This is a genomic window from Desulfobaccales bacterium (genome assembly GCA_041648175.1).
Lineage (GTDB): Bacteria > Desulfobacterota > Desulfobaccia > Desulfobaccales > 0-14-0-80-60-11 > 0-14-0-80-60-11.
Genome location: JBAZPO010000024.1, coordinates 1 through 24,079, shown reverse-complemented (window position 1 = coordinate 24,079; position 24,079 = coordinate 1). Strand labels below are relative to the sequence as shown.

18 protein-coding genes are annotated in these 24,079 nt (G+C 56.3%); 14 read left to right on the top strand and 4 right to left on the bottom strand.

Annotation, left to right across the window (positions count from 1 at the left end; translation table 11 throughout):
* Positions 1-43: 43 nt before the first annotated feature.
* The 8 genes from glgB (at position 44) to WC600_16715 (ending at position 12,220) form a co-directional block, all read left to right on the top strand.
* Complete coding sequence (gene glgB / locus WC600_16750) at positions 44-1,978, top strand: 1,4-alpha-glucan branching protein GlgB (GenBank protein MFA4904385.1); 1,935 nt, start codon at positions 44-46, stop codon at positions 1,976-1,978.
* Between the two features lie 785 nt (positions 1,979-2,763).
* On the top strand, positions 2,764-3,411 hold the full coding sequence (locus WC600_16745) for a DUF2284 domain-containing protein (protein ID MFA4904384.1): 648 nt from the start codon (positions 2,764-2,766) through the stop codon (positions 3,409-3,411).
* Between the two features lie 300 nt (positions 3,412-3,711).
* On the top strand, positions 3,712-8,157 hold the full coding sequence (locus tag WC600_16740) for an FAD-dependent oxidoreductase (GenBank protein ID MFA4904383.1): 4,446 nt from the start codon (positions 3,712-3,714) through the stop codon (positions 8,155-8,157).
* Between the two features lie 71 nt (positions 8,158-8,228).
* Positions 8,229-8,648 (top strand): hydrogenase iron-sulfur subunit, encoded by a 420-nt coding sequence (locus WC600_16735; protein ID MFA4904382.1) that lies wholly within the window; start codon positions 8,229-8,231, stop codon positions 8,646-8,648.
* A 130-nt stretch (positions 8,649-8,778) separates the two neighbouring features.
* A complete protein-coding gene (locus WC600_16730) occupies positions 8,779-8,973 on the top strand; it encodes a hypothetical protein (GenBank protein MFA4904381.1) in 195 nt (64 codons plus the stop codon).
* An 80-nt stretch (positions 8,974-9,053) separates the two neighbouring features.
* Entirely contained in the window at positions 9,054-9,998 is a 945-nt protein-coding gene (locus WC600_16725) for a hypothetical protein (GenBank protein MFA4904380.1), read from the top strand.
* An 11-nt stretch (positions 9,999-10,009) separates the two neighbouring features.
* On the top strand, positions 10,010-11,356 hold the full coding sequence (locus tag WC600_16720; GenBank protein ID MFA4904379.1) for a Ni/Fe hydrogenase subunit alpha: 1,347 nt from the start codon (positions 10,010-10,012) through the stop codon (positions 11,354-11,356).
* Positions 11,357-11,680: 324 nt separating this feature from the next.
* Positions 11,681-12,220 carry a YceI family protein gene (locus WC600_16715; protein ID MFA4904378.1) on the top strand — a complete coding sequence of 180 codons (540 nt, stop codon included), beginning with the start codon at positions 11,681-11,683 and terminating at the stop codon, positions 12,218-12,220.
* A gap of 30 nt (positions 12,221-12,250) precedes the next feature.
* Here WC600_16715 and WC600_16710 read toward each other — a convergent pair whose 3' ends face one another.
* On the bottom strand, positions 12,251-12,805 hold the full coding sequence (locus tag WC600_16710; protein MFA4904377.1) for a GAK system XXXCH domain-containing protein: 555 nt from the start codon (positions 12,803-12,805) through the stop codon (positions 12,251-12,253).
* A gap of 101 nt (positions 12,806-12,906) precedes the next feature.
* Positions 12,907-14,811, bottom strand: a complete 1,905-nt coding sequence (locus WC600_16705; GenBank protein ID MFA4904376.1) for a cation:proton antiporter — start codon at positions 14,809-14,811, stop codon at positions 12,907-12,909.
* 336 nt (positions 14,812-15,147) lie between these two features.
* Here WC600_16705 and WC600_16700 point away from each other — a divergent pair, with 336 nt between their 5' ends.
* Positions 15,148-15,534, top strand: a complete 387-nt coding sequence (locus tag WC600_16700; GenBank protein MFA4904375.1) for a hypothetical protein — start codon at positions 15,148-15,150, stop codon at positions 15,532-15,534.
* 98 nt (positions 15,535-15,632) lie between these two features.
* Here the strand turns inward: WC600_16700 and WC600_16695 are convergent, their stop codons facing one another.
* The gene (locus WC600_16695) at positions 15,633-16,403 is read right to left on the bottom strand and encodes an ion channel (GenBank protein ID MFA4904374.1); all 771 of its coding nucleotides are present in this window, start codon (positions 16,401-16,403) and stop codon (positions 15,633-15,635) included.
* Between the two features lie 445 nt (positions 16,404-16,848).
* On the bottom strand, positions 16,849-18,507 hold the full coding sequence (locus tag WC600_16690; protein MFA4904373.1) for an adenylate/guanylate cyclase domain-containing protein: 1,659 nt from the start codon (positions 18,505-18,507) through the stop codon (positions 16,849-16,851).
* Between the two features lie 298 nt (positions 18,508-18,805).
* On the opposite strand from WC600_16690, the gene WC600_16685 reads away from it, so the two are divergent.
* The 5 genes from WC600_16685 to pstB all read left to right on the top strand — a co-directional run bounded on the left by WC600_16685 (position 18,806) and on the right by pstB (position 23,021).
* Entirely contained in the window at positions 18,806-19,690 is an 885-nt protein-coding gene (locus tag WC600_16685; protein MFA4904372.1) for a phosphate ABC transporter substrate-binding protein, read from the top strand.
* Positions 19,687-20,529: a phosphate ABC transporter permease subunit PstC gene (gene pstC / locus WC600_16680; GenBank protein MFA4904371.1), complete on the top strand. Its 843-nt coding sequence runs from the start codon at positions 19,687-19,689 to the stop codon at positions 20,527-20,529. The genes WC600_16685 and pstC overlap by 4 nt, the downstream gene beginning before the upstream one ends.
* A gap of 93 nt (positions 20,530-20,622) precedes the next feature.
* Positions 20,623-21,459, top strand: coding sequence for a phosphate ABC transporter permease PstA (gene pstA, locus WC600_16675; GenBank protein ID MFA4904370.1), 837 nt, complete (start codon positions 20,623-20,625; stop codon positions 21,457-21,459).
* Positions 21,460-21,481: 22 nt separating this feature from the next.
* Positions 21,482-22,249, top strand: coding sequence for a phosphate ABC transporter ATP-binding protein (locus tag WC600_16670; protein ID MFA4904369.1), 768 nt, complete (start codon positions 21,482-21,484; stop codon positions 22,247-22,249).
* On the top strand, positions 22,221-23,021 hold the full coding sequence (gene pstB / locus WC600_16665) for a phosphate ABC transporter ATP-binding protein PstB (protein MFA4904368.1): 801 nt from the start codon (positions 22,221-22,223) through the stop codon (positions 23,019-23,021). Before WC600_16670 ends, pstB begins: the two co-directional genes overlap by 29 nt.
* Positions 23,022-24,079: the final 1,058 nt, after the last annotated feature.

The window sequence follows — 24,079 nt, the reverse complement described above, 5'->3', positions numbered from 1 at the left end:
AGCTAATCCTTGCATTACCGGGCTAAATCGAGAAAAATAGGCTATGGCAAAAACCAAGACTCCTCCAGGCGCGGTGCGGTATGACGTCTCGCTGTTGACCGACGACGACCTTTACCTCTTTAACGAAGGCAGCCACTACCGCCTTTATCATAAATTGGGTGCGCACGTCTTGAAAGAGCCCGAGCCCCTGGGAACCTATTTTGCCGTCTGGGCCCCGGATGCACAGCAGGTCTGGGTCAGCGGTGATTTCAACGGCTGGAGCAAGAGCAGCCATCCCTTGGGAAACAGAGCCCAATCGGGTATCTGGGAAGGATTTATCCCGGGTCTTCCGGCAGGGTCGCTGTACAAGTACCACCTGGCCTCCAAATATGGCGCCTACCGGGTGGACAAGGCCGACCCTTTCGCCTTTTCTCTGGAAGGTCCGCCCCGCACCGCCTCCATCGTCTGGGACCTGGACTACGCCTGGGAAGATGGAGACTGGATGGCAGGCCGCTACCGGAAAAACGCCCTGGACGGTCCCATGTCGGTCTATGAGGTGCACCTGGGGTCCTGGCGGCGAGTGCCGGAGGAGGGCAACCGCTCCCTGACCTACCGGGAACTGGCCCCGTTGTTGGCCGGGCACGTCCAGCGCCTGGGTTTTACCCACGTGGAACTTTTGCCGATCATGGAGCATCCTTTTTACGGCTCCTGGGGCTACCAGACCACCGGCTATTTCGCCCCCACCAGCCGCTACGGCACTCCCCAGGATTTCATGTTCCTGGTGGATTACCTGCACCAGCACGGCATAGGCGTCATCCTGGACTGGGTGCCTTCCCACTTTCCCGCGGATGAGCACGGCCCCGGCTTCTTCGACGGCACCCACCTCTATGAGCACGCCGACCCCCGCAAAGGGTTTCATCCCGATTGGCGCAGCTCTATTTTCAACTTCGGCCGCAATGAGGTGCGGTGTTTCCTGATGAGCAGCGCCCTGTTCTGGCTGGACCGCTATCACGCCGACGGCATCCGGGTGGACGCAGTGGCCTCCATGCTCTACCTTGATTATTCTCGCAAAGAGGGGGAATGGCTGCCCAACCAGTACGGCGGCCGGGAGGATTTGGAAGCCATCGCCTTCCTGCGCCAGTTCAATACCGAGGTCTATAAGAGCTATCCCGACGTCCAGACCATGGCCGAAGAATCCACCGACTGGCCCATGGTCTCCCGCCCCATCTATGTGGGGGGCCTGGGCTTCGGCCTCAAGTGGGACATGGGCTGGATGCACGATACCCTGAGATATATGAGCGTGGATCCGGTCTATCGGAAGTTCCACCACAACACCCTGACCTTCCGGATGCTATACGCCTTCCACGAAAATTTCCTCCTGCCCCTGTCCCACGACGAGGTGGTCTACGGCAAGGGGTCGCTTTTGGCTAAGATGCCCGGGGACGACTGGCAGAAGTTTGCTAATCTCAGGCTACTCTTCGGGTATATGTACGGCCAGCCCGGCAAGAAGCTGCTCTTTATGGGGGGCGAGTTCGGACAATGGTCGGAATGGTACCATGAAGCCTCCCTGGACTGGCACCTGCTGGACGACCCCAGGCACGCGGCCTTACAAAGGTGGGTAGAAGATTTGAACCGGGTCTATTGCCAGGAACCGGCTCTATTTGCTCAGGATTTTAGCCCTGCGGGGTTCGAGTGGATCGACTGCAATGACGTGATCCAGAGTGTCATTACCTTCCTCAGGAAGGGGCGAGAAGGAGAAATGATGCTGGTGGCTTGCAATTTCACCCCGGTGCCCCGGCACCATTATCGGGTGGGGGTGCCTGCCGGTGGGTTCTGGCAAGAGGTGCTGAACAGCGATGCCTGGGACTATGGGGGCAGCGGCCATGGCAATCTGGGCGGCCAGGAGGCCACGCCGATCCCTTGCCATGGCCGGACCCATTCCTTGAATCTGACGTTACCGCCGTTGGGAGTGGTGTTTTTTAGAGCAAGGAGGTTATAAGCTATTTCAAAACCTCAGTTCCTCATAAATTTATGGTGTGGTTGCAACCCTGATCATGTCCGCACTTGCAAAAAAAAGCTGTCACTTTCCTCATCATTGCTGGATGCCGTCACAGTTCTGAGTTTATGCTGTCTCCATGACTTGCCGGGATAAAAGCGGATCACTGCTAGCCAACCTGAGAAAAATCGGCAGACTCCAGCCGTCCCGCCTGTGCCGTGTCCCGGCACGAGGATGCCAGCTCATCATTAATTTATTGATATTAAAGACTAAATATCACGGAAGCCGGATTTTTACCCCGGGACAGGGGCGGGACAAGCGTGTGACAACCTCGGGACCGCCTCGACCGGAACGCACTTGCACGCGGGTTTAGACCGGGTATATGGCGAGGATACCTCGGCAATGTCCCGGCACATGTGCCGGGTTTGCCCCCACAATCGGCCCGCGCCCGGCCATTTTCAGCGATTTTTGGGGTTGTTTTGAGGGACTAAAAGCCATTTCAAAACCGTTTTTCTCTGTCATCCTGAACCAAGCGAAGACTCTTAACTTGTTAAAATATAAGATTCTTTGCTGCCTCAGGATGACAATTCTTATCGGAGCAGGTTTTGAAATGGCTTGTAGTAGGGGTCAATTGAAAAGAAGAAATGAAAACGGAATGCGGTCCCAATCATAGCGCCGGGTGCCTGCGGTGGAGTATAGGAACGTCAGCGGACGGGATTCTTTAAGTCAACCGCAACAAGAAGATGGATAATGCAGTCATGAACCTTCATACCTAACAGGGAGGACGTATGGGCCGGAAAGTGGAGAAGATCACGGTGGATATGCAGGAGGGCCGTTTGCTCCAGGATCTGGAGCGATACCGGGAGCGCGCCCTGGAGCTGGGAGCTACCCAGGCCAAGATCGTTAAAGCCGCAGACATCGTCGTAGATGAGCGGGTGACTCTCAAGTGCCAGATTCCCCGGTGTTTCGGCTACGGGGTGAGTGCGCAATGTCCCCCCAATACCATGAAGCCGGCAGAACTTCAGGCCCTGCTGGATAAATACCACTGGGCCGTGTTTTTCATTATGGACGTGCCGCCGGAAGTCATCGTCCGGGACAAGGCGACCATCAAAGAGCGGGTGGCGGCTTATCAGTTGATCTATAAGATCGTCAACGAGGTAGAGTCCATGGCCTTTTACGACGGTCACTACCTGGCCTTCGGTTTTGCGGCCGGATCTTGCCGCCATACCTTCTGCGGCCAGCAGGAGGGCTGCCTGGCCATGGAAGGCAAAAAGTGCCGGTTTTCTTTGAAGTCACGGCCGTCCATGGAGGCCGTGGGTATCGACGTCTACAAGATGGCGGCCCAGGCCGGCTGGGACATTTATCCCATCGGCAGCGGGGCCAAGCCCGAAGATATGCCCAAGGGCACCCTGGCGGGTATCGTGATTGTGCAATAAAGGCTGGTACATTCTTCCCCCTGGCCTGGGGCAATTTGTCCAACTTGCGGGGATAAAGACACAGTGGGACACACTAACTTACCTTAATCGTGTTGAAAAATGTAATAGAACCATTGGCATGGAAATAGCAAAACAAACAGGGTTGAAGCAGGTTCGCTATGAACCGGCAAGGGGGTGGTTTACCCCAAAATTTCTTCTTGACAAAAATGGGTGCATATATTTAAGATGAACTTAAGATAATTAATTCGTAATCTCACAAGAGCTCAAGTCTTTATAAATCAATAGCATCAAGGATGTGTTATGTCCGACAAAGTTTTGGGATCGGTGATGGTTGTCGGTGGCGGTATTGCCGGGATGCAGGCGTCGCTGGATTTGGCCAACGCGGGCTATTTCGTCCATTTGGTGGAGAAGAGCCCGGCCATCGGCGGCACCATGGCGCAGATCGACAAGACCTTTCCCACCAATGACTGCGCCATGTGAATTATCTCGCCCAAGCTGGTCGAGGTCGGCCGGCACGCGAACATCGAAGTCCACGCCCTCACCGAATTAAGTGATGTCACCGGTGAGGCCGGGAATCTCACGGTCACCCTGGATAGGCAAGCCCGCTACGTCAACCTGGAGAAATGCACGGGTTGCGGTGAGTGCGTCAAAGTGTGTCCGGTGGAGATGTCCAACCAATTTAATCTGGGTCTGGACGAAAATAAGGCCATCTATCGTCTCTACCCCCAGGCGATTCCCTCAGCCTTTACCATCAAGAAGCTGGACCGGGCCCCCTGCACCCTGACCTGTCCCGCGGAGATCAATGTCCAGGGCTACGTCCAGCTCATCAAGATGGGCAAATACGCCGAAGCCGTGAAGCTTATCATGGAACGGCTGCCCCTGCCCGGGGTTCTGGGCCGGGTCTGCCCCCATCCCTGCGAAACCAAATGCCGCCGGGCCGAGATGGATGAGGCCGTGGCGATTTGCAACTTGAAACGCTTTGCTGCGGACCAGGTGGACCTGGCCAGCATCACCCCGCCCCTGGTGGAAGCCAAAAGCGAAAAGGTGGCCATTATCGGCTCCGGCCCGGCGGGCCTGGCTTGCGCCTATCACCTGGCGCTGAAGGGTTATCGCCCCACCATCTTCGAGGCCCTGCCCAAACCCGGCGGCATGTTGCGGGTGGGCATTCCCGACTACCGGCTGCCCAAGGATATTCTGGATCAGGAAATCAATAACATCCTGCGCCTGGGGGTGGAACTGAAAACCGGTACCGCCCTGGGCCGGGATTTCACCCTGGACGAACTGCTGGAAAATGGTTATAAAGCTGCTTTTCTGGGGATCGGCTGCCACGTTGGCAAACCCCTGGGGATTGACAACGAAGACGCCAATGGCGTCATTCAGGGCGTGGAATTCCTGCGGCGGCAGAACCTGGGCGAACCGCTGACGGTGGGGAAAAGGCTGGCGGTCATCGGCGGCGGCAATGTGGCCATTGACGTGGCCTGCACCGCCCGGCGCCTGGGGTCGGAAGTGACCATCGTCTACCGCCGTTCCCGGGAGGAGATGCCCGCTTTTGCCCATGAAATTGAACAGGCCATGTGTGAGGGCGTGGAAATCGTCTACCTGGCCGCGCCGGTAAAAGCGGTGACCGGCAAAGACGGCTCTGTCGTAAAAGTCACGGGTCTCATCTGCCAGAAGATGGAGTTGGGCGAGCCCGATGCTTCGGGCCGGCGCAAACCGGTGCCCATCGAAGGCGCCACCTTTGAGCTGCCGGTGGACATGATTGTGCCGGCCATCGGGCAGGAAGCGGCTCAGAATGCGCTTGCCGCCTGCGGCGTCAAGACGTCCCGCTGGGGCACCATTGAGGTGAACGAAATCACCTACGAGACCTCCCGGCCCGGCGTGTTTGCCGGGGGCGATGTGCATACCGGCCCCTGGATCGCCATCGAGGCGGTAGGGGGCGGTATCGAAGCCGCGGAATCCATCGACCGCTATCTGAAGGGCGAAGATATGGCCGCGGGCCGGACCGAGGGCAAAGAGGCCCACAAACGCTGGGCCGAGATTCCCAAAGATGAGACCGGGGCGCCCCGGGAAGTGATGGCCGCCTTGCCTCCGGAGTATACCTGTAGCTGCTTTGATGAAATTTCCCAAGGATACACCGAGGAACAGGCCCAACGGGAAGCCACCCGCTGCCTCAACTGCGGGGCGTGCTCCGAGTGTATGCAGTGCGTTGCCGTGTGCCAGGCCGGGGCCATCGACCACAGCATGCAATCCCAGACCGAGGAACTCAATGTGGGGGCCGTTATCCTGGCGCCCGGTTTTAAAATCTTTGACCCCACCGGCATCGGGACGTATGGCTACGGTAAGTACCCTAATGTCTACACCAGTCTGGAATTTGAACGCATCCTCAGTCCCGGCGGCCCTTATGCCGGCCACATAGTGCGGCGTTCTGACCACAAGGAACCCCAAAAAATCGCCTGGCTCCACTGTGTGGGTATGCGCAGCGAGCGGGAAGGCGAGTACCCGTACTGCTCCAATTTCTGTTGTATGGCAGCCTTGAAACAGGCCGCCATCGCCCGGGAGCATATTGGGGAACACCTGGATATGGCCCTGTTCTATATGGATATCCGCACGCCTCGGAAGGATTTCGAAAAATACATGGTGCGCATTAAGGACCAGGGGGCCCGTCTGATCCGGTCCCGAGTCCACACCATCAATCCGGTGGGTGATACCGGCGACCTCGAGGTCCGGTACGTCACCGAAGCCGGCGAGGTCCATGACGAAGTCTTCGATATGGTCGTCTTGTCGGTGGGCATGGTGACTCCGCCGGATGTGGTGGCTCTGGCTAATAAACTGGAGATTCCGCTGAGTCCCAATAACTTTGTGGAGACCAGTTGTTTCACGCCGACCTCGACGCTACGTGAGGGAATCTATTCTTGCGGCGCCTTCAACGGCCCCAAGGACATCCCCCAGTCGGTGATGGAGGGGAGCGCCGCCGCGGCTGCCGCTACCCGAGCCCTGACTGCGGCCCGGGGCACCTTAACCAAAGAGAAGACATACCCTCCCGAAGTGGAGGTGTCGGCAGAGCCGGTCCGGGTGGGGGTTTTTGTGTGCAACTGTGGCCTGAACATCGGGGGCATCGCCGATGTGCCCGCCTTGGTAGAATATGCCAAAGAAATACCCGACGTGGCCTATGTGCAAGACAACCTGTTCAGTTGCTCCCAGGATGCCCAGAGCCAGATGGCCGAGGTAATCAAAAAGAACAATCTGAACCGGGTGGTGGTGGCGGCGTGCAGTCCCTCCACGCATCAACCCATCTTCCAGGATATGCTCCGTACCGCGAGTCTCAATAAATACCTCTTTGAGATGGCCAACATCCGCAACCAATGCACCTGGGTCCATCAGACGATGCCAGAGATGGCCACGGAGAAATGCAAGGATCTGATCCGCATGGCCGTGGCTAAAGCCCGCCTGCTCCAGCCCCTGGAATACCTCTCAGTGCCAATCAACAAGACGGCCCTGGTGGTGGGGGGTGGTCTGGCCGGCATGACCTCCGCTTTGGGCCTGGCGGATCAGGGTTTTCAAGTGCATCTGGTGGAGAGGAAAAAGCAACTGGGCGGAAATGCCCGCAAGCTCCATACCACCTGGCGGGGCGGGTTGGTCTCCACGCGTCTGGAGGCTGTGATCGGCAAGGTGACCTCGCACCCCAACATCTCGCTGCACTTTGATGCGATTGTCGAAGAAGTGGCGGGCGTAGTGGGTAATTTTACCTCCACGCTCTCTAATAACGAGGTCATCCAGCACGGTATCGTGGTGTTGGCCATCGGCGCCGAGCCCTACCGGCCGGAAGGTGAATATCTCTATAATCAGAACCCCAATGTCCTGCTCGGCCTGGACCTGGATGCGGAAATCCTCCAGGCAACCGAGCGGCTCAAGAACGCCCAGGGGGTTGCCTTTATTCAGTGCGTCGGGTCCCGTATCCCCGAGCGCCCTTATTGCAACAAGGTGTGCTGCACCCATTCCGTAGAGAATGCCATCAAATTGAAAATCATGAACCCGGACATGGATGTCTATATCCTCTACCGGGATATGCGGACTTACGGCGAACGGGAGCTGCTCTACAAACGGGCCCGGGAATTGGGCGTGGTCTTCATCCATTACCGTCTCGCCGACCTGCCCCAGGTGGAAGAAGCCGACGGCCGCCTCAAAGTCACGGTCGTGGATCAGGTCCTGGGGAAGCCGGTGAGCCTCATGGTGGATCTGTTGACTCTGGCCTCCGCTATCATTCCGCACAATAACGCGCCGCTGGCGGAACTCTACAAGGTGCCCTTGAACGCCGAGGGCTTTTTCACCGAGGCCCACGCCAAGATCAAGCCGGTGGAGGCTTCCACCGAAGGGATCTACCTGACCGGGCTGTGCCATTATCCCAAACCCATCCAGGAGTCGGTGGCCGAGGCCCTGGCCTGCGCCTCCCGAGCCACCACCGTGTTGTCCAAAGACTCTTTGCTGATGGATTCCATCATCTCCACTCCGGTGGACGCTAACTGCGACGGCTGCGCCTTCTGCGTGGACGCCTGTCCGTTCCGCGCCATCACGCTGATCGAATACATGAAAGGCGGCGAAATCAAGAAGTCCATAGAAGTCAACGCCATCCAGTGTAAGGGCTGCGGCTCGTGCATGGCCACCTGTCCCAAGCAGGGCGTTTACGTGGCCGGGTTTACGCCGGAACAATTGGAAGCCCAGGTGGATGCGGCGCTGGGGTTGATTTAGTGTAGGGTGCGTTCCACGCACCATAAAACTGACTGCTGAAAGCTGATCGCTGACAGCCAAGAGGTTTTTTCATGGAAGACCAGTACGAACCGCTGATTATCGCCTTCTGCTGCAACTGGTGCTCCTATGCCGGGGCGGACCTGGCCGGGGTTTCCCGGCTCCAGTATCCCCCCAATGGCCGCATCATCCGGGTGATGTGCTCGGGCATGGTCCACCCCAACCTGGTGATCAACGCCCTCACCAAGGGGGCGGACGGCGTCCTGGTATGTGGGTGACACCTGGGCGAATGTCATTACCTGGAAGGTAATAAAAAAGCCAAGGACAGAGCGGAAGGAATTGACTTAATGTTGGAGGACTTCGGCCTGGAGCCGGAGCGCTTCCGACTTGAGTGGATTGCGTCGGCTGAAGCTCAAAAGTTCGCCGACGTTATGACGGAGATGACCGAGCAGTTAAAGGCCCTGGGCCCCAGCCCATACAGCACCAGGGCATGATTACGAGACCAAGGCGAAGAGGGAACAAGGGGGATGGGGATGGTAACCGGAAGGCTTCGGCTTTCTTGGCCATTTCGCCTACTCGCCTTTATCCCTCTTGGCCTTTTCTTTTTGATGGAGGAGAAAGCTCATGGAAGTACCCTTGGCCAGAAAGGTCGACGGTAAAAAATTCTTGTGGGACGGCGTCGTTTACGAAAGCGACGAGCAGGCCCAACAGATTATGGAGGGCTACGCCAAAAACGGATTCGAAGTGCAAAAATTTGACGAGGAGGGACAATTCCTGGTGTATTCCCGCAGGGTCGCAGACGCCGCGTCGAAATGCTAGCCGGGAAGGTCCAGGGTGCGGACGGCAGCTAGTCGAGACCGAAAGCTGACTGTCGAGCACTTAACAAAGGAGGGTATACCATGCCGGTAAATGTAGTTTCGGAGTGGTTGAATGCCTGTTCCGGTTGTGAGATCTCTATTCTCAACACCGGGGAGGCGTTGTTGGATTTGTTACCCCACCTCAATTTCGTCCACATCCCCGCTTTAGTAGATCACAAGTTTTTTGGGCAGCTGGGGGATGGGACGACCATGGAAATCCCCGAGGCGGTGGTAGGCATCGTCTCCGGGGGCGTCCGCAACACCGAACACGAACATGTTTTAAAAGAAATCCGGAGCAAGGTCAAGTTCCTCATTTCCCTGGGCAGTTGCGCCTGTTATGGCGGAGTGCCGGCCCAGGCCAACATGTGGAAGGGCGAAGATACCTTTGAGAAGGTTTTCCGCCATTGTGCCAGCACCGAACCTGCGGCTGATCCCAAGGATCCCAATCTGCCGACGTGGCTGGCCAGTTGCAAGGCCTTGGATGAAGTGGTCAAGGTGGATATCTCCATTCCGGGCTGTGCGCCCCATCCGGATTGGATCGCCGACGCCCTCACCGCGTTGCTTGCGGGCAAGACCGCCTGGGCTCTGCCGGAGCGGAGCGTCTGCGACACCTGCCCGGTCATTCGGGAACAGAAATCTGGTGGCGGCCCGGTCAAACGCTGGATTCAAAACATGGAGTTCAACCCGGAGGAAGGCCTGGAGAAGATGCGCTGCATCAACGAGCAGGGGTTCCTCTGCATGGGTCCGGTAACGCTGGCGGGTTGCGCCGGCAAGACCGGCGTGCCCCGGTGCATCCAGGCCCGGACTCCCTGCCGCGGCTGCTTCGGCCCCATCCGGAAAGGGGCTCGGCCCATGGTGGATATGATGGGCGCCCTGACCTCGGTGGGACTGGATCCCAAAACCGTGTTGGACCGGCGGGCCGTCATGAACCGCTACATCGGTGGTCATGGATTCCTGGCGCCGCTCCCGGCGCGGCCGGCAAGATAGGGGATTAAAATATGGGAAAAGTCATTAATATACAACCGGTAACCCGGATCGAAGGCCACGCCAAGGTGGTCATCAATCTGGACGATGCAGGCAACGTCAGTCAAACCAAGGTGCACGTCCAGGCGCTGCGCGGCTTTGAAAAATTCTGCGAAGGCCGCCCGGTGGAGGAAATGCCCCGGATCGTCTGCCACATCTGCGGGATCTGTCCCTGGGCCCATCACCTGGCCTCCAGCAAGGCGGCTGACGCCTGCTTCGGTGTGACCCCGCCCCCCGCAGCAGTGAAACTTCGCCGCCTGATGCAGAGCATTGCCTACGTCAGCGACAAGATTCTCCACTTTTACTTCCTGGCGGCGCCGGACTTCGTCATCGGTCCCGACGCGGACTACTCGGTGCGCAACGTGGTGGGCATCGTCCAGGCTGCCCCTGAGATCGCCAAGCAGGTAGTGAAGATGCGGCAGCAGGGCGCCATGATGTTGGAGCACTTCGCCGGCCGGGCCATCCATCCCACCTTCTCGCTTCCTGGCGGGGTCAGCAAGCCCATGACCGAAAAAGAGCGGGAAGAGTTGCTGCCCCAAGCCAAAGAACTGCTGGAGTTCGCTAAATTCTCCATCAACTTTGCCAAAGAAAACGTCTTCCCCAAATACCTGGATGCCATCAAATCCATCGGCGTCATCGAGGTGGGGTATCTGGGCACGGTCAGGGACGACGGCGCACTGGACTTCTACGACGGCAAGCTGCGGCTGATGAGGCCCGACGGCACCTACGACGATTTCGCCTACGACCAGTATGTGGACTACATCGGGGAATGGGTGGAGCCCTGGTCCTACCAGAAGTTCCCCTATGCCAAGAAGTGGGGCAAACTCAACCTGTCCCTGGACAACCCCACGGGCGTCTACCGCACCAACTGCCTGGCCCGCATCAACGTGGCCGACAAGATGGAAACGCCTTTGGCCCAGGCGGAGCTGGAAGAGTTCCGGGCGGCGTTCGGCCGGCCGGCCCACTACACCCTGCTGTACCACTACGCCCGCCTCATCGAAATGGTGCAGGCGGCGGAAACCTCAGTAATGCTCTTAGAGGACCCGGAGATCACCAGTACCGACATCCGGGTTCCCATTACGCCCAAGGCCGGCCGGGGCATCGGCTGCGTCGAAGCCCCCCGGGGAACTTTGATCCACGATTACACCTGCGACGACCAGGGGCTGATCACCAACGTCAATCTCATCGTCGGCACCACCCACAATAACGCCGCGATCAACCTCTCGGTGGACCAGGCCGCTAAGGAGTTTATCAAGGCCGGCCATTATGACCAGGGAATCCTGAACAAGGTGGAAATGGCCATACGCGCCTACGACCCGTGACTGAGCTGCGCTACTCACCGCCTGGATGGCGGTGTTGCTGTCGAGGTCACCATCCTGGACCAGAAGAACGAGGTGATCGACCAGCTCAGAAATTAAGAAAGCAGTTAGCTGTCAGCAGTCAGCTGTCAGCCAAAGAAAAGCAGGGTCACAAGGGAACTAAACAATCTTTGTGGCCCTGCTTTTTTTCGTCAATCATAAAGCCTGGTTTTCTGGGCAGGGGAGCCCCCCTCGGCGCCTTTACAAAAAGAGAAGCATCCTTATCTTTACAGAAATCGAAAATGATCGTACAGCGCGGCCAGGACAACGCCAGACCGGAGAAAGAATATGTCGAAATGGAAACTCAATGCCAACCATAGCGTCGCAGAATTTGCCGTACGTCATATGATGGTGAGTTGGGTGGTGGGACTGTTCAACAAAGTTTCTGGGACGCTCTCCTTTGACCCGCTCAATGTCGCAGCCTCGTCCGTTGAGGTGGAAATAGACGCATCGGTTATCTACACCGGCTTGGAACAGCGGGATGAACACCTGAAAAGTCCAGATTTCCTCGACGTGGAGAATTACCCGACGATCATCTTTAAAAGCGAAAGGGTTGAGCCGGCCGGTCTGGATCACGCCTGGGTCCACGGAAACCTGACCATACGCGGTATAACGCTTCCGGTGTTGCTGGATGTCCATTGGGCCGGACCGGCGCGCTTCAACGATGAGGGCAGAATCTACATCAGTTTTGGGTTCCGGGGCAAGACCAAGATCAATCGGGAGGATTTCGGCATGAGGTTTAATACCGAAATGGAACATGGGGGGTTTATGGTAGGCAAGCATGCCTATCTTACCCTCAATGCGGAAGTTGATCTGGTGGAGGAGTAGGATTCCGGACTGTTCTCTTGAGAAAACCGGTCAGGTTGCCCTGCCGCCCCGGGACTTGAATTCACGGTGGCAGGAACTCATGCAGGTTTGCAGGTCCCGGAGTTCATGGAGCATGACTTCCTGCTGACGGTTCCCCACCGCGTGCTGCAAATTGGCTAGGTGGTCCATATATTCCTGCATGGCCCCCTGCCAGTCCGGCTCAACCATGGCCGCGAAGGCCTGGGAGACTGCTATGAAATCTTCTAAGGTGCGGTCATCGGGAAAAGCACCCTGACCCACCGCCTGCTGGAGCGCTTTAAAGCTGGCGCCCATCCGCTTCTTCACGGTCTTCATGGATTCCTGGTAGCGGCTGACTTCCTCCCGTGAAGATTGGTCATAGTCCCCCAATGTGGACCAGGACCAGCTCAGCTTGGCCACCAGGTAACCCTTCTTTTCCTTGAACTCCATCCGCACGTCCAAGTCGTCCGGCACCGTCCAGTGGCGGCCATGGGTCTCTAAAGAGCCCCGGCGCAGTTGTTCACTGAGGTTTTCCAGATAATCCGCCAGCTCCAGCCGACTTAAGGTTTTCTCGGGCTTCTCTCCCATGCCGGGTAACCTCTTTGTACCGCTATTGGGGTATGAGCTTTATTGTACTGGATTTCCCGTTCCCGGCAAGCCCACGAGAGGCCAACCGGGCTACCCAGACTTTAGCGGATCACTTCATCGCGCTGGCTGAGACGTTCCACTTCTTTATCCTTGAGGACGATATCTTCTCCCAGCAGTAGACGCTGAACCACGGGCAGTAGATGTTGGGCGGCCAACTGGTTGGGCAGGAAAACATAGTCAGCTCCGGCATGATAGAGCACTACGGCCCGGGCTGAACTTTCGGCGGTGACGATAATCTTGGCCTGGGGAGCAATCTTCTTGATTTGGTCGATCAACCTGAGGTTACTTGTGCCCACCAGGATCTCATCGGAAATGGTGGAGATGACGATCTTGGCCTCTTCAATGTTGGCATGATGGAGGGTCTCCGGGTTACTGATATCGCCGTAGTAGACTTTGACGCCGTGGAGCGGTAATCGAGAGAGTACTCTTGGATTGAAATCCACTACTACTATCCGATCCCTAATTTCGGCTCCCGTGTCCTCGATCTCCTGGATCAAGGCGCTGGCGACCCGGAAAAAGCCCAGGATGGCGATGTCTTTGTGGGCCGCCTCCGGTCCCGTCTCCTCGCTCCGCAGGTCCCGGAAGCCGATATATCCCAGGGCCGTGCTCAGGAAGCCCTGGATGTTCTGGTTATATTTGATCATATAGGTAGAGGCGATGGAGGTCATGACAAACACAAAGACGATGATGGTCTGGATGTCCCGGACTATGTGTTGCTCCTTCAGCCCGATGACGCCAATCACCAGGGCGAACTCGCTGAGCTGGGCCAGGTTGATGGAAGTCAAGAGACTCACCCGATTGCCGTTTTTCAGGAAATAAAGAACCGGATAGACCGACAGGAACCGGGAGGCGATCAGGAAGAGGGCTGCTGCGCCCGCTACCTTTAACATGCCCAGATTAAGCAAAGGGTTGGGAATTATCATCCCCAAGGCCACGAAAAACAAGGTGATGAAAAAATCCCGGATGTTGATGATCTTGGCAATGATGTCCACGTTGTAAGGAAAAGTCGAGATGGCCACCCCGGCGATTAAAGCGCCCATTTCCATGGATAGGCCGAAAGAACTGGCCAGGCCGGCAATGAGGAAACACCAACCCAGGGAGGCCACCAGCACGAGTTCCGGCAGTTTGGCGATTTTCTGGAATATATACCTCAGCCCATATTTGCTCAAAACCATGCTGATCAAGATGACCAGCCCGGCCTCGCCGAAGTTCAGCAGGATTTCCAGGGCCTGGGGGTTGGCCAGGGAAGACTGGATGCTCAACACCACAATGGCCCAGATATCTTGAAAGACTAAGACCCCCAGGGTAAGCCGCCCGGCCAGAGTATCCAGTTCAAATTTTTCGTAGAGCAACTTCACCACAATAGTGGTGCTGCTCAAAGCCATGCAGACGGCCAGATAGAGCAGGTCATATTCTCCGCCCAGAACCTTGACGCCGAAGATTCTATATTCATAGGGCTCGCCGATGGTGAAGCCCAGCAACATGAAAAAGCCCAGGCCCATGGCGGCGCAGAGAATGAACTGGGAAATGCCCGTAGTGATAAGGGACTTACCCGACTCTTTCAGCTTTTTGAGATCCAGCTCCAGCCCGATCATGAATAAGAGGAGAATCAGACCGATCTCGGCGATGATTCGAATGTCTTCTTTGCTCTGGACCCAGCCGAAGCCGAATGCAGGGCCGATGGCTGCGCCCGCCGCAATATAGGCCAGGAGGAGCGGCTGTTTCAGCAGGTAGGCCAGGTAGCCCAGCACGGTTGCGGCGATGATGGAAATGCCGATGGCGCCTAACAGGCCGTGGCCGCCACCATCGCTGCTGGCCCAGGCAAATTCAGGCAACACCAGCAGGGCCCCGGTGAGCAGCACAAGAGGGGCTAACCGGTGTCTGAGCCTGACCCAAAGGGCTGGCGGCTGGATGGCAAATTTCAGGCCCGGTGGGGAGAACCTCATGATCACCTCAATCCTTTAAGGTGTTACCTCAAGAAACTTATCGACCGCGTTGAGTAATTAATTAAGAGATCGGAGTTTATTCTGAAAAAAATACCATGGCTGGCAAGGAAGGGGGAATATTTTTTTTCGAATAAATACCATTGCAGCCGAGCGCTTGACGCCAAGAAGAGCGCACCTCATCTCAGTGATTCCCTTACCCCCAATTCAGTTCAATCCCACAGCAAAATCCGCCCTCGCCCCGATTGTCAAGGAATCCTTAAGACCCCATACTTAAGCCAACCCGGGGACAATCTGGCAAAGTCTTTCAAGACCCTCGGCAAGAAAGGAGATTAAGCCATGCTATTCAGCGTCTATTACTCTTCCCGGGAAAAAGGTGAATATCTACGGCGAGTCGTGGATGCATCAGGGATCGGGCAGGTGGAGCATTTCCAAGAACTTGCCGGTCTGAATGGGGAAAAAGGGATCGACGTGGTGCTCCTGGAATACCAGGATAACGATCCGCAACTGGACAGGTGGATTGCCCAGACCACCGGCAAGTCGGATTGTCCGGAAATTTTCCTCTTTGTGCAAGAGGCACCCCCCCAATTCATTTGGAAGGCGCTTAAGTTGGGAGCCCGGGAGTTCTTTAGCTGCGCCATCCCATCGGAGGATTTTCAGGATGCCTTAAGGCGGGTGGAGTTGCGGAGCGGTTCTTTAAGAAGTCGGAGACAAGCTTGCCATTAAGGGTGCGCTTTGGTGCTGTCTGCCTCCTACCCCCCCTGGGAGGCGGCACAGCCAGAGGAGTAAGGGGCTATCGCCGCGCTCAGAATGCCTTTGCACATTTATGGCTTTCTCTGCTCCCGGGTATGGGCTACGTAAAGACCGACCAGCCAGGAAACCTGGATGATGAGGTATATCTGGCCGAGAATGGCTTCGAGAATAGTAAAAGATTGGGCCACCGGGGTTTGGGGGGTGATATCGCCAAAGCCCAAGGTGGTCAGGGTGACGAAACTGAAATAGACGAAAGGGCGGTGCCCAAATATTTTTTCACTCATATGGCTGAAGGAACCTGGATGCAAGGTTTCAAGCAATGAATAAATGAAGCTCCAGAGGAAACCGATCAGCAAATATACTACTATGGCCCCATGAATAACATTGCGATTGACTATCTTGGCTCTGAATGTAGAAATAAATATATGATAGGTAATAAATGATAAAAAAATAATATTAAAGGCAGAATAAGATGATTGAGAAAAAAAGCTATGGGAAATAAAATCCCACCAAATGCAAATAATCAAAGGCAAAAATAACAAAGCGCTTATAATAAAAAGGCTTTTTTGGCGAGTAATGGCATAGATGGCTGAAATAGAAATAAGAGAGAACACGACAGCAGTTATGATTTTTAATTCGAAAAAATTCTCGATGACCGGAATTCCCGCGATGAAGAAAAAGAGGCACACCAAAAGAAACCCATAGCGGTCCTGTTCAAAAAATTTCGGCAAGATTTTGGCACTCCTTAATAATCTGTCCGAGAACTTCTGGGATTGCTGACCGGCTTTTATCCCGCCGATTGCCAGAGTTCGGCTGCCCTTTTCCTTGTCCTCATACCGCAAAAGGTCCTCTTTGTAAATGGAGAAGTGAATTGGCGCTAGGATGGCCTTAGCCGGTTTCAGTAAATCATTGCATCAGAGGAGCAATGAGCTTATCTTTTTGGTACATCCAGGTTTGAGGGGGAGGGAACTAATATGAAGCGATTCTGCCTCTTGGCGTCTCTCGCGGTTATGTTCGCGGTGGCTGGTTGTTGAGGGGGGTCTAAGGCGCTGCGGTCAAGCAGCCAGGACTACGGCCCGGCAAATGAAGTTAAGTCCACGTCTCAATGTACCGAACCTTCTGCGCAACTCCAAAACATTTTGAATCACTCTGGCCCGGGTGGCGAAACTCTGAATTCCTAATCGTCACCTCCACATTCGGTAATGGAAATTCATCCGGACTTTCCGACGCCTTCTGGCATAAAACCGGACAATCATCAGCTTTGTGGCAAGGCGCTGAACCGCTGTATCAACCCGGCAAGTCCCCCACTACGTAGAGATTGGTGGGATCATGAATCCCCTTCAGCATGGTGCGGAAGGATCTTTGGACTACTATTTCCTCAGGGATTTGGCGGTAAGTGGCTTCCGAAATCACTACTTCGCCGCCCCGGGCTTGGGACTGAATGCGGTGGGTCAGATTAACCGCGGCGCCCACGATGCCATACTTGGCTCGGGTTTCTGAACCGATATTACCCACCACCACTTCTCCCACGTGCAGGCCAACCCCCATCTGGAGCTTGGGAAACTTAGAATCCGAGGCATTTTCAAGGGCGACGGCGGCTTCCATGTCCAGACCGCAGCGAATCGCGCGCCGCACCGTGGGCTCCAAAGGGCCGTACAAGGGATCGAAAAAGGCCAGGATGGCGTCGCCCAGAAAGTCCACAATGATGCCGCGATGCTGCTGGAGCACTTCGATCATTTGGGAGAAATGGCGATTTACCAGCTGGATGGTGGCTTCGGGACTCAGGGTCTCCGCAAGGGGAGTAAAATCCCGGATATCGGAGAACAGGATTACTACTTCCCGCTTTTCACCTCCCAGCCGGCCCGCTTCAGGGCGGTTCAGCAATTCTCGGGCGACTTCCTGGTCCACGTAGCGTCCGAAGGTATTGCTGATAAAGTCACGTTCCTTGAGACCCTCCACCATGTTATTAAAGCTCGCGGTCAACTGGCCGATTTCGTCCCGGGTGCGCACCGGTATGGGTTTGCCGTAGCGGCCCTTGGCCACCAAGGCAGCGCGCCGGGCTATCCGTTGAATCGACGCGATAAGCGGGTTGATTCCCAGGCGCATCAGGCCCAGGATAAAGGCGAGGCACAAGAGGACGCCCAGCAGATAATAGAAGCGAAAACGCAAGATGGGGGCCAGGATTTGACTCCCCCGGGCGTGCAGCATAATAGCCCAGGGAGCCTGATGCAGCTTGTAGAAGCCCACCACGCGCTCTGGCGTCCAACCCTGGCCTATGAGGGTGGCGTAAGGTTTTTCCGGTATAGCCTTCAGCATGGCCACTTCCAGAGGGTCCTGGGTTTCCCCCAGGCAGTGCCGGGCCTGCATGGAAGGGTTGGAATGGGCCAGGTAAAGACCTTTGTCATTGAGCAGACAGGCCATGTTGGCCTGCAACCACCCCGAGGTCACAACGTCTTCCATTAAGTAACTGAGTTTCAGGAGAACCTCGAGCTCTCCCAAGGGTTGCCCGTGCGCGTCGAGAAGCTCAGATCTTAGACCCACGGTCTCATGGCCCGGAGGATAGAAGTAGCGAGGCGGGGAAACACTTTTAACGGCTGGAAAGGTCCGCATGGCATCAGTCCCTGGCCAGGTTAGTTTAACCTGGCTGACACCGTCTTCTCGCTCCAACTGCTGCAAGATCCAATCCCGCACTGCTGCATGGTGCGGCTTGGTCGCAAGCCGGGCAAACAGCTCCATCCAGTGTTTGGGCTGGCTCAGCCGCATATCCATCTGATGTGCGGCCCGTTCCAGTCTCAGGATGGCGACCTTTTGCCATTCCTCCAGTAGACTTTCCCGAATAGAGACATAGCCGAAGGCCCCTGCGCCGACAAGAAACAAGCCCACCGGCAAGATCAGGAGCACGGCCAGGCGCTGCTGTAGACTTTTAAAGTCGAATCTATATTTCATGGTTTTCGCCGGCTCTGAGGCAGTAGCTTGTGCCCTTAGCAATCAAGTTAACCAGCAGTGGTGCAAGAGGTCAAGATTAATCAAGCGATTACTGCGGAACGTGGTGACGCTCTGTGACCAGAAATAATTATAGGTGACATCGGTCCGAAAAGAGGATAGCTTAAAAAAAGCTTTGACGGCCGACATATATCTTTTCCCGATTTTAGGTTGAAATTCCTAACATTTTTGAAATAATAGGACTGATCCTGCCCGAAGTTTCCCAGGGTTAATTTCAAAAGTCGCTTCACCTTTAAGAGCCATGTCAGATCCCACAAAAACAGCCTTAACGGCTCGGGGCTTAAGTCCTGTCCTCAGCAAAACCAGGAGATTTCCCGTAACGGCATATCCTTTCCGATGCATCTGCGCAGTAATCATAGCCCTCCTGGTGGCGCTGGGCTGTGACACATCCTCGCAAAGCACCGGTCGGCCCTTGTGTGTTGCCGGTTCCACGTCAATCCAGCCCTTTGCGGAAAAGTTGGCGGAAATTTATATGCACCGTCATCCCCAAGCCCGGGTCGATGTGCAGGGCGGCGGTTCCAGTGCCGGCATCTATGCCGCCACCCATGGGGCCGCGGATTTGGGGGCTTCTTCCCGAGAGCTGTTAGGCGAAGAGAAGAAACTAATAGAGATACCTATAGCGAATGACGGCATTGCAGTCATCGTCCACCCCAGCAATCCCCTGAGCACGATCAGCCTGATGGAGATTCGGAAGATCTTTAGCGGGGCCGTGAAAAATTGGAGTGCCCTGGGATTGCCGCCCCATGACATCGACCTGATAACTCGGGAAGAAGGCTCCGGCACCCGGGAGGCCTTCGAGCACCTGGTCATGAGCAAGCAGGAAATCACCCCCGCGGCGCTGGTCCAGGATTCCAACGGGTCGGTGCGGGAGATTGTCGCGGGGGACCGCCATTCCCTGGGCTACATTTCCGCCGGGCTGGTGGATCACCGGGTCAAGGCGCTAGCCATTGACGGCGTCTTCCCCACCCGGGAAAACATTAAAAATCATACCTATAAACTGGTGCGCCGTTTCCTGCTGGTGGCCCGGGCCGAGCCTGCCGGCGCGTGCAAGGCCTTCGTGGATTTCGTCCTGGGTCCCAATGGTCAGAAGATCCTCGAATCCGAGGGCCTGGTCGGGGTGAAATGATGCAACGGGAGAAATTCATCGAACGGGGACTCCTGCTTCTGGCCCTGTCTTCCATCGGCTCCCTGGCCCTCATCACCATCTTCATCTTCATAGAGGGCTTTCCCCTCATCCTCTCCACCGGCCTGAAAAACTTCATCCTTTCCAGCCACTGGGCTCCCACCAAGGGCCATTTCGGCATCCTGGCCATGATCATCTCGTCCGTGCTGGTTACTTTGGGGGCCATGGTCATCGGAGTGCCCCTGGGCCTGTCCTGTGCCATTGTGTTGGCGGAGTTTTCTCCCAAGCGTCTCAAGATGGTTTTGAAGCCCACCCTGGAACTGCTGGCCGGCATTCCGTCAGTGGTGTACGGCTTTCTGGGAGTCATCTGGCTGGTGCCCCTCATCCGCAATTATTTAGGCGGTCCCGGGCTGTCGCTGCTAGCCGCGTCCATCATCTTAGGTATCATGATTCTCCCCACAGTCATCAGCATTTCCATTGACGCCCTCACCGCGGTCCCGGACCTTTACCGGGATGGCTCTTTAGCTCTGGGTGCCACCCGCTGGCAGACAGTGAGCCGGGTGGTGCTGCCCGCGGCGTCCTCCGGTATTATCACGGCGATCATATTAGGGATGGGGCGGGCCATCGGCGAGACCATGGCGGTGATCATGGTGGCAGGCAACGCCCTCCAAATCCCCACTTCGGTTCTGGACCCGGTGCGCACTCTGACCAGTAATATCGCCCTGGAACTGGGCTACGCCGCGGGCCGCCATCGGGAGGCCCTATTTGCCACCGGCATCGTCTTATTCGTCATCATCATGATCCTGAATTTGAGCGCCACCTTAATTACCCGGCGAAGATAGGTAAGAAAGCGGTTTTCAGTTTTCGGTTAAAGAGACAGTGACGATTGAACCATTTGGTTTGAAGCATTTGAAAGGCAAAACGGAATAAGACTCGTGCGACTCGACCCCCATACCACTCAGCGTCTGGTCAAAGCCCTGCTTTGGGCCTTTACCGGTTTCACCCTGCTGATCCTGATCTTCATCATCGTGGATATCTCCATAAAAGGGCTCCCCCAGGTCACCCCCGGGTTCCTCTCTCAGGACTCCACAGATATGGGCCGGGCCGGTGGCATCTTTCCCACCATCGTGGCTACCGCCTATATCACCGCGCTGGCCATTTTGCTGGCCTCTCCCCTCGGGGTGGGAACCGCCATTTACCTTACTGAGTATACCCGGGAGGGCTGGGCTACCCGGATCATCCGCTTCGGAGCCGAATGCCTTGCAGGGGTGCCTTCCATCATTCTGGGGCTTTTCGGTTTCGTGTTGTTTGTCTTGAAGCTGGGGTTCGGCTGGTCGGTGCTCTCCGGCGGCCTTACTCTGGCCATTATGGTGCTCCCCATCATCATCCGCACGTCTGAGGAGGCCATCAAGGCCGTGCCCCAGGATTACCGCACCGCCTGTCTTTCCCTGGGGATGAGCCAGTGGCAGACCGTTACCCGGATTGTCCTGCCCAGCGCCTTGCCGGGGATCACGACCGGCATCATGCTCAGTGTCGGGAGGTCTTTGGGGGAGACCGCGGTGCTCCTGTTCACCGCCGGCGCCGCCCTGCGCACCCCGGTGTCGCTGTTTGATTCGGGACGCACCATGGCGGTGCACTTTTATATTCTGGCCCGGGAGGGCATATCCATGCCCAACGCCTATGGCACCGCGGCGGTTTTGGTGATTTCCATTCTGGTGATCAATGTGGTGGCTTATACTCTGATGCAGCGGCTCATGCGGCGCTATTCGTGATTCAATTGCTACTCTAAATTCCATGACTCAAGAAACCTCCGATAAAATCCGCCTTGAGGACCTGTCTTTCTTCTTTGGCGATTTTCAGGCCTTGGATGGGGTTACTTTATCTATTCAGCCCAATGAGGTTTTCGGTCTCATGGGTCCCTCCAAGAGCGGCAAGTCCACCCTGCTCCGGATTTTGAACCGCATGTGCGATCTCATCTCCGGCGTCCGGGTCACGGGAGGGGCCTGGCTGGACGAAGAGGATATCCTGGCGCCGGGCTATGACGTAGTGCAGTTGCGACGGCGGGTGGGGTTGGTGCTCAGTCGTCCGACCCCCTTGCCGCGCTCCATTTATGAGAACCTGACCCTGGCGCCCCGGTTGGCCGGGAAGAAAAGCCGGGGAGAGCTGAACGACCTGGCCGAGACCAGCCTTAGGGCCGCGCAGTTATGGGATGAAGTCAAGGACCGGCTTCGGGATTCGGCCTTAAAGCTTTCTGGCGGCCAGCAGCAGCGCCTCTGCCTGGCCCGCACGCTGGCCATGGAGCCCGAAGTGATCCTCTTGGATGAACCCACCAGCGGACTGGACCCGATTTCGACTGCCAAAATCGAAGAGACCTTGCTGGAATTGAAAAATGATTATACTATCGTCCTGGTGAGCAACAACACCAAACAGATCGCCCGGGCCACCGACCGGGTGGCGTTTCTGTTAATGAGCCATATCATCGAAATCGGGAAAACCAACCGGGTCTTCACCGTGCCCGCCGACCAACGCACTGATGACTATATTTCCGGCCGCTTCGGATAATGACACCCCGCGAATAGTTCCGGACATTATCATACTCCGGCGCCTCAATCTCTTCTATGAATCCTTTCATGCCCTGAAGGATATCGACGCGGCGTTCCCCAAAAAGACCATCACCGCGCTCATCGGCCCCTCGGGCTGTGGCAAGTCCACTCTGCTGCGCACGCTCAACCGGATGAACGACCTCATCGAAGGGGTAAGGATCAGCGGGCAGGTCATCATTGACGGCCAGGATATTTTTGGCCCCGAGGTCGTCCTCACCCAGCTGCGCAAGAAGGTGGGCATGGTCTTCCAGCGGCCCAATCCGTTTCCCTTGTCCATTTACGACAATGTGGTCTACGGACCTCGCCTCCACGGTGAGCCCCGGAAAGCCGAGTTGCAGGAAATCCTGGAGCGCTCCCTCACTGCGGTTGAGATGTGGGACGAAGTCAAGGACCGCCTGAAGGTGTCGGCCCTGGAACTTACTGAGGAACAACAACAGCGTTTGTGCATTGCCCGGGTGCTGGCGGTGGAGTCCGAAATCCTGCTTATGGACGAACCCTGTTCCGCCCTCGACCCTATGGCCACGCTGCGCATTGAAGAACTGATGCGGGAGTTGGCCCGGAACTACACTATTATCATCGTTACCCACAACATGCAGCAGGCGGCCCGGGCCTCCGACATGTCGGGTTTCATGTACCTGGGGGAACTCATCGAGTTCGGCACCACCGCACAGATATTCACCCGCCCCCGGGATTCCCGAACGGAGGACTATATCACGGGCAAGTATGGCTAAGTTCGTCCATCTCCCTGTCCACTTTGCCCAATCCCCAAGCTTTTTTAACCTTCCTCCAACTGTGGAGCTGATGGTAAGCACCATCAGGAAACGAAACATGGGATTTTGGTTGATTTGGGGCACGGGCTTTCCCTTTCCCTGGGCGAAATTGTTTAATACCAAGTTGCGTCCATAGAAGTAAAAATAGCTTCGGTTTTGTAGGATCGTACCTGCATGTGCGGCCACCATGAGGGCGGACACATAGGTCCGCCCCTACAAAAACAAAATTACCTGTATGAGCGCAACTTGGTATAAGAACTTCTGCATGCGCTTGAGTCCCAGGCGGCAAGGCAGGCACTTGCCACACTACTCCCCCTAACATAACGATAGTTCAAGGAATTCTTCTCGCAGGCTTCCCCCCGGGTGGAGAATTTGAAGGGGTGTAGAGCGTCTTTTTACCTGTTTATATCGGTCTACAGGAGCAAAAAAATAGGAAAAATGGCCAGCCGCGGGCCGGTTGGGCTGGGAAAACGCCGGACACGTGCCGGGCCATTGCGAGGTAGCCTCACCGTATACCCGGCCTGGACCCGCGTGCTTGCGTGTCCTGGTCGAGTCTGTGCCGGGGTCGTGCCACCCTGGTCCCGGGATAAATATCCGGCTCAAGCAAAAATTAGTCATTAATATCAACCTATTGATGATGAGCCGGCAGCCTCGTGCCGGGACACGGTACGGGTGGGATGGGTTCAACCTGCCAGTTATCCTCAGGTTGATTTTAAGTGTCTCACTACTGTCCCGGCAAGGCATGGGGACAGCATAAACCCAGGACCGGCAGGGCATCCAGCAGCGATGAGAAAGATGACGCGCTTTTTCAGGAGAGCAGGTTCAGGGTTAGTTTGCGCCCACACCCGAGAGAATGGCTTGCCGCATCAAGATTGGCTGATTGCCCGGTGGGTCCAGGACCATAATTGCACTTAACCTAGGAGCCTCTTGCAAAATTGCCGGACATTATGCAGTCGCAGGTTTTAGCCTATATGAGCACAGGCTGAAAAGCCTGTGCTACCGGCGATTTTTAAATACCC

What these genes read in the sequence shown, in the direction of transcription:
- WC600_16745 (MFA4904384.1), top strand. Translation starts at nt 2,764, where the DNA reads ATGGGCCGGAAAGTGGAGAAGATCACGGTGGATATGCAGGAGGGCCGT.
- glgB (MFA4904385.1), top strand. Translation starts at nt 44, where the DNA reads ATGGCAAAAACCAAGACTCCTCCAGGCGCGGTGCGGTATGACGTCTCG.
- WC600_16730 (MFA4904381.1), top strand. Translation starts at nt 8,779, where the DNA reads ATGGAAGTACCCTTGGCCAGAAAGGTCGACGGTAAAAAATTCTTGTGG.
- WC600_16670 (MFA4904369.1), top strand. Translation starts at nt 21,482, where the DNA reads ATGACTCAAGAAACCTCCGATAAAATCCGCCTTGAGGACCTGTCTTTC.
- WC600_16725 (MFA4904380.1), top strand. Translation starts at nt 9,054, where the DNA reads ATGCCGGTAAATGTAGTTTCGGAGTGGTTGAATGCCTGTTCCGGTTGT.
- WC600_16715 (MFA4904378.1), top strand. Translation starts at nt 11,681, where the DNA reads ATGTCGAAATGGAAACTCAATGCCAACCATAGCGTCGCAGAATTTGCC.
- pstC (MFA4904371.1), top strand. Translation starts at nt 19,687, where the DNA reads ATGATGCAACGGGAGAAATTCATCGAACGGGGACTCCTGCTTCTGGCC.
- WC600_16690 (MFA4904373.1), bottom strand. Translation starts at nt 18,507, where the DNA reads ATGAAATATAGATTCGACTTTAAAAGTCTACAGCAGCGCCTGGCCGTG.
- WC600_16710 (MFA4904377.1), bottom strand. Translation starts at nt 12,805, where the DNA reads ATGGGAGAGAAGCCCGAGAAAACCTTAAGTCGGCTGGAGCTGGCGGAT.
- pstB (MFA4904368.1), top strand. Translation starts at nt 22,221, where the DNA reads ATGACTATATTTCCGGCCGCTTCGGATAATGACACCCCGCGAATAGTT.
- WC600_16720 (MFA4904379.1), top strand. Translation starts at nt 10,010, where the DNA reads ATGGGAAAAGTCATTAATATACAACCGGTAACCCGGATCGAAGGCCAC.
- WC600_16685 (MFA4904372.1), top strand. Translation starts at nt 18,806, where the DNA reads ATGTCAGATCCCACAAAAACAGCCTTAACGGCTCGGGGCTTAAGTCCT.
- WC600_16705 (MFA4904376.1), bottom strand. Translation starts at nt 14,811, where the DNA reads ATGAGGTTCTCCCCACCGGGCCTGAAATTTGCCATCCAGCCGCCAGCC.
- WC600_16700 (MFA4904375.1), top strand. Translation starts at nt 15,148, where the DNA reads ATGCTATTCAGCGTCTATTACTCTTCCCGGGAAAAAGGTGAATATCTA.